We start from the raw sequence: 8,381 nt of genomic DNA on the forward strand, positions 1-8,381 counted from the left end.
TCGTCGGTGATATCGAGGAATCGCGCGTAGGTCGACCCGCCGACATTGTTGACCAGAATGTCGATGCGACCGAGGCGCTCCATGGCCGTGCTGACGACCCGCTCTGAATCCGGACGACTCATCGCGTCCGCGACGAGCGCCAGCCCCTTGCCGCCGGCGGCCTCGATACCCGCAATCGTGCCAACGATATCCGCCTCGGTCCGCGCGGTCCCGACCACGGTGGCGCCCGCCTCCGCCAGCACCCGGGCGATGCCCGCACCCACACCCTTGCCGGCTCCGGTGACGATCGCGACCTGTCCGTCCAGCCTGAACTGCTCCAACGCCATGCCGGCTCCTCCGATGTGCGGTGTGGTGCGCGTTCAATCTATGAATATTGCTGACTAAAGTCAACGAACTTTGGACGCAGATATCCGCCGTGGCGGGTGGCGCTCGACAATGACACGTTGTGCAAGCGTTTTTGGTCGACACACGGCATACTGGTCGGGGTTAGCCTCGAAATCCTGGCATGAGTCAGGTCAACCGTGAGGGAAGCAATGGCTGTGACGGACCGGCTGTCGGCACGAGAAGCTAAGCGCCTGCAGACGCGGGAGCGATTGATGGGCGCCGCAATCGGCGAGTTCGCCCGCGCCGGGATGGCCGAGGCCGACGTGGGGGCCATTGTGGCCGCGGCCGGCGTGGCCCACGGGACTTTCTTCTTCCACTTCCCCACCAAAGAGCATGTGCTGCTGGAGCTGGAGCGCCGCGAAGAGGACCGAATCGCCAAGCAGTTCGCGCAATTCCTGAAGTCGAAGCACGACCTCGCTGCGGCATTGAACGAGGCGGTCCGATTGGTCGTCGGCTTGGAACGCCGCCTGGGCGATCGGCTGTTCAATGACTTTCTCGCGCTGCACTTCTCCCAAACCCGCCCGCAGACCGAAGACGGCAGGGATCACCCGCTGATCGTCTTGGTCGCCCGGGAGATCGCGCAGGCCCAGGAACGCGGCGAGACGGATGCCGAGGTCAATCCGATGAACAGTGCGGTGTTCTTCTTGCTGGGTCTGTACGCGCTGTTGATCACCACCAACCACTGGCCGACTGGCCACACGCTGCTGGAAGACTACGTCGAGAGGACGTTGCGAAGCTTGAAACCCTGACCGGTCGGGTCAGGGCCGTATGACGCCACGCAGCGGCATCAGCCCGAGTTCCCGATGGGACATGAACCCCGGCGGGGCGTCGCAGACCGCGGGAATGGCGTTCGCCGGGCCCATCGCGGTCCAGGTGTAGCCGGGCAGCGCGTAGCCCCCACCCGGGTCCTGCGCCCCCTGCAGGATCAGCTCGGTGGACGAGTCGCCCTCGATCACTATGCGGTAGTGGTAATGCTGAGGCCAATCCTCCTGCGGCTCAATAGCATCGAAGGTGTCCATCGTGTATATCTCATGAAAGATCACGAGGGGCTTGCCCTCTACCCACGCCGTCCACTTGTGGTGCTGGCGAGCGACCGTGCCCTTCTTGATCACGCCCTTGAAGCCCGGCATATCGCTGGTCTCTCCCCCTTCGAAGGGAATGTCGCGCGTGGCGTGCCCCAGCTCCACCTCAGTCGTGTATCTCTCGACCGTCTTCCCCATCCCCTCGACAACCATTGCCATGGACTGTGCGAACAATGGCCACGCCTGTCCCAACAGGTTCGGGCCGTCCTCGAACCCGGCCGGGTCGCTGCCCATGCCCATCTCGTGCAGGTACTTCAGCGTGTCTCGACCGAAGTTCACCACCTCGTAGATGTGAATGGTGTCGATTTGACTGACGATTCGGGCCAGCGTCAGCACGAGTAGGTCTCCGGCGAAGCCGGGGTTGACACCACCCGCATGGAACGACGTGCCACCCTCGTGGCAGGCGGCATCGATCTTGTCGATGTCCGCCTTGCTGTGTTCGGTTCGATACCACCAGGCGCCGCCGGAGGCAACGACGTTCTTGCCCCCGCGCAGTAGGCGGCACACCTCATCGGGGTCAGACCACAGCGGCGCATAGAACACGCAATCGGCGTCCAGTGCCTCGATGGCGGCCTTGTCGTTGGTGGCCCGCACCCCCGTCGGCGCCTTGCCGCAGAGCTCACCGGCGTCCTTACCCACCTTCTCCGGACGATTGCACAGCACCCCGACCAGTTCATAGGCAGGATTGTGCACGAAGTGGCGGAGCGCAATCGTGCCGACATTCCCTACGCCCCACTGGATTACGCGATACTTCTTCTCGGCTGGCGGCTTGGGTGTCATCGCTACTCCTTTGCACGCACCGACAGCGCTACACCGGGTGCACCGTTTCCGCCGCCGGCACACGAGGCCACACCGGCTGAGCGCTCGCTGAGCGTAGGCGTCCGGTGAAAGCCGTGTCAACGATTGAGGGCTGACTTATGTCAGTGTTGTTCGGCGTGTACCTCACACGCCGGGGCGCCCCGCGACGGGCGGATTGGCTGGTTGCGCCGCGCGATAGCACCGTGAGAACGGCCGGCGACCTGGTGCACCCTTTGAGATTCACAAAACTCGACCGCCTATCTTACGCTGACTACAGTCAGCCTGTTATATTGCACAAGCCGATTGGATCAGCAGACGGGGAGGGTTCGTGAATCTGCCGAGGCTGCATCAGCGCAATGCCGGCAGTGAGGCCACCACCGCCGGCTCAAACGGCGCTCCCCCAACGGGTCTGACCATCGACGAACATCTGGAACGGTCGCAACTCGCGCAACGCCAGGCCGACAGATGGCTCATCTCCGGCAGTCTGCTGATCGGCACCGCCGCCCTGGGCGTCTTCGGCTTGCCGCTGTTTCTGTGGGGCGTGCGATTGCTGCGCCGGGCCCAGCGCGATGGCCTCTCCGTTCGACCGATGCTGGTCACGTTGCTCGGCTATCTCGTCATCATCGACGCCGCCATCAACACCGTCGGATGGGCCCTTGACCTGGTGGCGAACCACACCATCCTGGCCCGGGTGTTGCTCAACGGGTGGGGCAACATGTTCGACGCCGGCTACTTCTGGCACTACAACGAGCTGTGGGTCGGCGGCGCGGCCGGACCGGGCGAAAAGGCTTTGGAGGTCGGCCTCATCCTGACCGTCTTCACCATGCGCATCGCGGCGGCCATCGGATTTCTACAGATGAAGCGCTGGGGCCATCAGTGGATGGTCGTCACCTGCTGGATGGGCGTGGTCATCTGGATCACCTACGTCTTCAACATGACCATGTTCGCCGACGTGCGCTTCGCCGGCGTCGTGCTGCCGGTCGTCGGCTGGTGGCTCTACGACATCTTCTACATCACCCCGTTCCTCGCCATCCCCTACCTGCACACCGTCAACCGCGAACTCTTCTCCGATTGACATGCTCGAGCCGAAACCCACTACGCCACCGAGGAAGTCACATCATGGGCTATCTATGGGAAATCCTTCGCTATGTCGCCGCCTGGGGCGGCACCGGACTGATCATCTGGTTCTGGTACTGGCTGTTCTCCAACATCGGCACGTTCTGAATCGCGGCCCGGGCAGCCGGAACACGCGGCATTCGGCTCATGGTTGAACATTCCGACGGCCAGGCGATGGCGCTGGAACGGGGTTGCTCCGTCACGGCGGTCGCGCTCAGCGACCAACGGCGCGAGGGCGTGCGGCTGGTCACCGGGGAACGACGCGGCTTCGGCCTGAACGCGGCCCTGAAGTTCGTTCACGTCCCCTACCCCGCCCCCCAACTTTCAGGGCCCGACTGGACACGCCGAACCCTGACATGTGGCGTGGCCCTGCAATGTTCGCCGTCGAAAGAACGCCTCACCGAATATCGCCTCAACGAGCTCTCGGCCCGGGAACTGCGTGCGCTCGCCCTCATCGAGGGCGGCGTCGCAGTAGGCTGGATCGCGTCGCGTTGGCCGGGACTGCTCCCCGAGGTCCGTCGACTACTTCCCGAGGTCCGCGCCGAGGCCGGTGACATGGCCGCCGCGGAAATGCTCAATCGCGCAATCGCATTGGCGGGCACGAGCCAGGAATTGACGATTCACCCACTGTTGGGCTCGTTGCCGCTGGCGTACACGGCGCCGCACGGATTGGCCGACAAGTTGCGACGCAGCTTCGGCAGGATGCCCTGGACCACGACGCAGAAGCGTTTGCCGCGGCCGTACTCCGTTCCGGTCGGCGGCGACGGCGGGGTCCGCAACCCCAACCTGCCGCCGCCGAGCCGGCCGCAGGACAACGATCTCGACGTCACGCCGGAACACCGGCCCGGCATTCCCTACCCCGAATGGAACAGGTGGACACAGCGATTCATGCGTGACCACGTCGCGGTCGTCGAGCATGCCGACGGACGGCACGCCCGCGGGCCGGTGCCGGTGGCCGTCGACGTGCGTAAGTGGTTCGAGGAAGACACCCACCGCGCGATGACCAACCGCCTCGAAGACGGCTCCGACCTCGATGTCGACCAATACGTCGATCACTACATCGATCTGGCGACCGGCGAGGCGAAGGAGCCGAAGGTGTTCCGCGACCTGCTGCCCAGCAGCCGCGATGTCACCACCGCCTTGCTGCTCGACGGCAGTTCGTCGCTGGGGGTGCACGGCGGCCGCGTGTTCCAGCTGGAGTTGTCCTGTGCCGATGCGCTTTCCCGCGCCATGACGCTGGCACACGAGCGCCACGGCGTCTTCGTATTCACCGGAAACACCCGTCATCGAGTCGAAGTCCGCTGCCTGAAGGACTTCGACGACCGCCGATTCGTACCGCCGAGCGGGCTGGGTTTGTCCACCCGCGGATACACCAGGCTCGGTGCGCCACTTCGCCATCTGACGAGCCGCCTGCTGGCGCAGGCCTCCGAGCGCCGCCTGCTGATCGTCATCGGTGACGGACTGATCTCCGATGAGGGCTATGAGGGCCGGTATGCCTGGGCGGACACCGCCCACGCCGTCGAGGAGGCCAACGAGGCCGGGGTGTCGATGTACTACGTGGGCGTGGGACCGACCCGCGTCGATCCCCTCCCCGAGGTGTTCGGACCCCGCCGGTCGCAACGGATCCGGCGCATCGAGGAGCTACCCCGGGTACTGGCCCATGTCCATCGCGAACTGGTCACGGCATGAACGCGACCCGCTGAGGAAGAGATGACCACCGAAACATATTTCGCCAATGGCAACGAAGTTCAGCTGTTCGAGCAGGCCTTCCTTCGCCACATCCCGGTGATGCTCACCGGCCCAACGGGCTGCGGCAAGACCCGCTTCGTCGAGCACATGGGCTCACTGTTGCAGCGGCCCGTGGTGACCATCAGCTGCCACGACGACCTCACCAGCTCCGATCTCGTCGGCCGCTTCATGGTGACCGGCGGCGACGTCGTCTGGACCGATGGCCCGCTGACCCGGGCGGTCAAGGCCGGCGCGATCTGCTACCTGGACGAGGTCGTCGAGGCGCGCCACGACTCCTTGGCGATCCTGCATTCACTTACCGATCACCGGCGGTCGCTGTATCTCGATCGCGCCGGCGAGGTGGTCAAAGCGCCCGCGCAGTTCATGCTGGTGTGTTCGTACAACCCCGCCTATCGCAGCTCGCTCAAGGAGCTCAAACCGTCGTTCCGCCAGCGGTTCGCGACGCTGGCAATGCACTACTTACCGCCCGACCGGGAGGCCGAGGTAATCGTCGCCGAATCCGGAATTCCGTTGGCTACGGCGAGGCGGCTGGTCGGATGCGCGGTCGCGATCCGCACCGCAGACCAAGCCTTCCACTTCGAGCCGCCCTCGACCAGGGTGCTGGTCACCGCTGCCCACCTGATCGCCGCTGGCGCAACGGAATTGGATGCGGCCGACGCGTGCATACTCGCGCCACTGAGCACCGACGGCGCCGTCACCGACGGCCTTCGCGAAGTCGCGGCTGCCAGCCTGGGCGCCGCAGACGCATCGAGCAGTTCTTAGAAAGGAGCAACGGCATGGACAGACAAGAGCAGAAACGCAAGAGGGCGCTCATCGTCTTCCAGATCTTCATCTACGGCTACCTGCTGGCCATGTTCGGCGTCCAGCTGTACATGTCGTTCGCGCGGGGGTGGTGGGACCTGTGAGCCTTGATGCCGCGCAGACGAATTCGGTCGGCCTCGAGGATCATCACGACGAATCGCGCCGGGCTCAGCGGCGTGCCGACAAGTGGATGATCGTCGGCGCCGCCCTGATGGGCATGTGGGCGCCTGGCCTGATCGGGTTCCCCATCTTCATGCGTGGGGTGTGGCTGCAACGCCAAGCCCTGCGCGACGGCCTGTCGGTCCGGCCGATGATCGTGACCCTGATCGGCTATCTCACCCTGATCGACGGCATGCTCAACAGCCTGGGCTGGGCCCTGGACCTGGTCGCCAACCACACGTTGATCAACCGCGTGCTGATGGTCGGCTGGGGCAACATGTTCGACGCCGGCTATTTCTGGCATTACAACGAGCTGTGGATCGGGGGCGCCGCCGGGCCGGGCGAAAAGGCCTACGTGGCGGGCCTGATCCTGACGGTGTTCTCCATGCGGGTGGCCGCCGCGATCGGCTTCTTGCAGATGAAGCGCTGGGGCCACCAGTGGATGGTGGTCACCTGCTGGATGGGCGTGGTGATCTGGTCGGCCTATGTGTTCAACATGACGATGTTCGCCGACGTGCGCTACGCCGGCGTCGTGTTCCCGGTCATCGGCTGGTGGCTCTACGACATCTTCTACATCACCCCGTTCCTCGCGATTCCGTACCTGCACACCGTCAATCGAGAAATCTTCTCCGACTAAAGGAGCCATGCCATGACCGCACCGTCGACCACCGACGACAAAGACCCGGCCGCCGGTCTCGAGCCCGGCACCACGCCGTACTACGCCCGCATGCACAAGTGGATCAAGCGCGCCGTGCTCGTATGCCTGGTGGCGCTGGTGATCGAAGGCGCCTTCACGCTGCCGTTCATGGCGGTCTACTACGGATACCCGACCCTGAGCCTCACCCAGATCTGCAGCGAGCTACTGAAGATCCGGTATTCCAACGACACTTTGGAGTGCAAGTACCCCTACCCGCCGTTCGGGCCGCCCGAGGGCGCCGAGGGCAAAGCCACCGCCCAGGACGTCTGGGGCATCCAGCCGATACCGAAGTATCACCGGCTGGGGTTCCGCGAACTCGTCAAGATCCACAACGACAGGCTGGCCCGGCAAGCCCAGGCGGCGCCGCACCCATGAACGGACTGAACCGTTGATCCATCGGGTCGTTCAGTGGACGACGGGCAACGTCGGCAAGAGCTCGGTCAAGGCCATAGTCGCCAACCCGACGCTCGAGCTCGTCGGCTGTTACGCCTGGTCACCGCAGAAGGCCGGACGTGATGTCGGCGAGCTGTGCGGGATCGAACCGCTGAATATCAAGGCCACCAACGATATTGATTCGCTGCTCGCGCTCGAGCCGGACTGTGTGGTCTACAACCCGATGTTCGCCGACGTCGACGAGCTGGTCCGCATCCTCGGCGCGGGCATCAACGTGGTAGGCACCGCCGGGTTCATCACCGGGCACTACCTCGGTGCCGGACGCGAACGCATCGAACGGGCCTGCGCAGACGGCGGATCAGCCATCTTCGGCAGCGGCATCAATCCCGGCTTCATCCAACTGTTCGCCATCGTGTCGGCGGGTCTTTCGGACCGGGTTGACAAGGTCTCCATGCTGGAATCGGTCGACACCACGATCTACAACTCGCCCGCGACCGAAATACCCATGGGCTTCGGCTATCCCATCGATCAACCGGACCTGCCGGCCATCACCGAGCAGGGCTCCGGCATCTTCGCCGATGGCGTGCTGTTGATCGCCGATGCGTTGGGCGCCGACCTCGACGACGTGCGCTGCGAGGTCGACTACGCCCAGACCACCGAGGATCTGCACCTGCCCGGGGACTGGACGATCAACAAGGGGTGCGTCGCCGGTGTGGACGTCCGCTGGAAGGGGATCGTCGCCGGCCGGGAGATCATCGAAATCCGCGGCCGGTGGCGCAAGGGCCAATCGCTGGACCCGGATTGGCCGCTGGACATGGGTTACACGATCGAGGTACAGGGCCAACCGACCATCAAGACCACGCTGAGTTTCCTTCCCCCACCGGACTTTGCGGGCCAGACCCTGGACGACTACATCATGTTGGGGCTGACCATCACCGCGATGCCAGCGCTCACCGCGATACCCGCCGTCGTCGCCGCCCCTCCCGGGATCGTCACCTACAACGACCTGCCGCTGCTGCTGCCGCGTGGGGTGCTGCGCGCCGATTCTCGATAGGAAACGCCGATGCCTGAAGAACCCTCGCTCCATCACGTCGTGTTCGCCGTGGCACCGGAACGACATGCCGCCGCGGCACAAATGTTCAGCGATCTGGGATTCGTCTTCGAGCCCCTGCAGCTAACCGAGCTCGGCCTCGACATCCACC

Annotated in this window: 10 protein-coding genes; 8 read left to right on the top strand and 2 right to left on the bottom strand. The window is 64.6% G+C overall.

From position 1 onward, the window contains the following. On the bottom strand, window positions 1–326 hold a 326-nt coding region (locus tag A9W96_RS12665; RefSeq protein ID WP_156753024.1), incomplete at its 3' end, for an SDR family NAD(P)-dependent oxidoreductase. Window positions 327–533: 207 nt separating this feature from the next. Here A9W96_RS12665 and A9W96_RS12670 point away from each other — a divergent pair. Then, on the top strand, window positions 534–1,133 hold the full coding sequence (locus A9W96_RS12670; RefSeq protein ID WP_066866997.1) for a TetR/AcrR family transcriptional regulator: 600 nt from the start codon (window positions 534–536) through the stop codon (window positions 1,131–1,133). Between the two features lie 9 nt (window positions 1,134–1,142). Here the strand turns inward: A9W96_RS12670 and A9W96_RS12675 are convergent, their stop codons facing one another. After that, a complete protein-coding gene (locus tag A9W96_RS12675; RefSeq protein ID WP_067140139.1) occupies window positions 1,143–2,246 on the bottom strand; it encodes a dihydrodipicolinate reductase in 1,104 nt (367 codons plus the stop codon). Window positions 2,247–2,673: 427 nt separating this feature from the next. On the opposite strand from A9W96_RS12675, the gene A9W96_RS12680 reads away from it, so the two are divergent. From A9W96_RS12680 to A9W96_RS12705, 7 genes are all read left to right on the top strand, one after another. After that, the gene (locus tag A9W96_RS12680; RefSeq protein WP_197508051.1) at window positions 2,674–3,339 is read left to right on the top strand and encodes a hypothetical protein; all 666 of its coding nucleotides are present in this window, start codon (window positions 2,674–2,676) and stop codon (window positions 3,337–3,339) included. A gap of 188 nt (window positions 3,340–3,527) precedes the next feature. After that, complete coding sequence (locus A9W96_RS12685) at window positions 3,528–5,069, top strand: nitric oxide reductase activation protein NorD (protein ID WP_067140145.1); 1,542 nt, start codon at window positions 3,528–3,530, stop codon at window positions 5,067–5,069. Window positions 5,070–5,090: 21 nt separating this feature from the next. Next, window positions 5,091–5,891, top strand: a complete 801-nt coding sequence (locus A9W96_RS12690) for a CbbQ/NirQ/NorQ/GpvN family protein (protein ID WP_066880796.1) — start codon at window positions 5,091–5,093, stop codon at window positions 5,889–5,891. A gap of 14 nt (window positions 5,892–5,905) precedes the next feature. Beyond that, window positions 5,906–6,034: a hypothetical protein gene (locus tag A9W96_RS33035; protein ID WP_011724800.1), complete on the top strand. Its 129-nt coding sequence runs from the start codon at window positions 5,906–5,908 to the stop codon at window positions 6,032–6,034. Then, the gene (locus A9W96_RS12695; RefSeq protein ID WP_066869669.1) at window positions 6,031–6,726 is read left to right on the top strand and encodes a hypothetical protein; all 696 of its coding nucleotides are present in this window, start codon (window positions 6,031–6,033) and stop codon (window positions 6,724–6,726) included. The genes A9W96_RS33035 and A9W96_RS12695 overlap by 4 nt, the downstream gene beginning before the upstream one ends. Window positions 6,727–6,738: 12 nt before the next feature. Next, window positions 6,739–7,161, top strand: a complete 423-nt coding sequence (locus A9W96_RS12700; RefSeq protein WP_066869672.1) for a hypothetical protein — start codon at window positions 6,739–6,741, stop codon at window positions 7,159–7,161. Window positions 7,162–7,174: 13 nt separating this feature from the next. Continuing rightward, the gene (locus tag A9W96_RS12705) at window positions 7,175–8,233 is read left to right on the top strand and encodes a dihydrodipicolinate reductase (protein WP_067140148.1); all 1,059 of its coding nucleotides are present in this window, start codon (window positions 7,175–7,177) and stop codon (window positions 8,231–8,233) included. Window positions 8,234–8,381 lie beyond the last annotated feature (148 nt).

It is taken from the genome of Mycobacterium sp. 1245852.3 (assembly GCF_001669335.1).
Taxonomy (GTDB): Bacteria; Actinomycetota; Actinomycetes; order Mycobacteriales; family Mycobacteriaceae; genus Mycobacterium; species Mycobacterium europaeum_A.

Coding starts and splice junctions, on each gene's coding strand:
- A9W96_RS12700 (WP_066869672.1), top strand. CDS start 6,739: ATGACCGCACCGTCGACCACCGACGACAAAGACCCGGCCGCCGGTCTC.
- A9W96_RS12690 (WP_066880796.1), top strand. CDS start 5,091: ATGACCACCGAAACATATTTCGCCAATGGCAACGAAGTTCAGCTGTTC.
- A9W96_RS33035 (WP_011724800.1), top strand. CDS start 5,906: ATGGACAGACAAGAGCAGAAACGCAAGAGGGCGCTCATCGTCTTCCAG.
- A9W96_RS12685 (WP_067140145.1), top strand. CDS start 3,528: ATGGTTGAACATTCCGACGGCCAGGCGATGGCGCTGGAACGGGGTTGC.
- A9W96_RS12670 (WP_066866997.1), top strand. CDS start 534: ATGGCTGTGACGGACCGGCTGTCGGCACGAGAAGCTAAGCGCCTGCAG.
- A9W96_RS12675 (WP_067140139.1), bottom strand. CDS start 2,246: ATGACACCCAAGCCGCCAGCCGAGAAGAAGTATCGCGTAATCCAGTGG.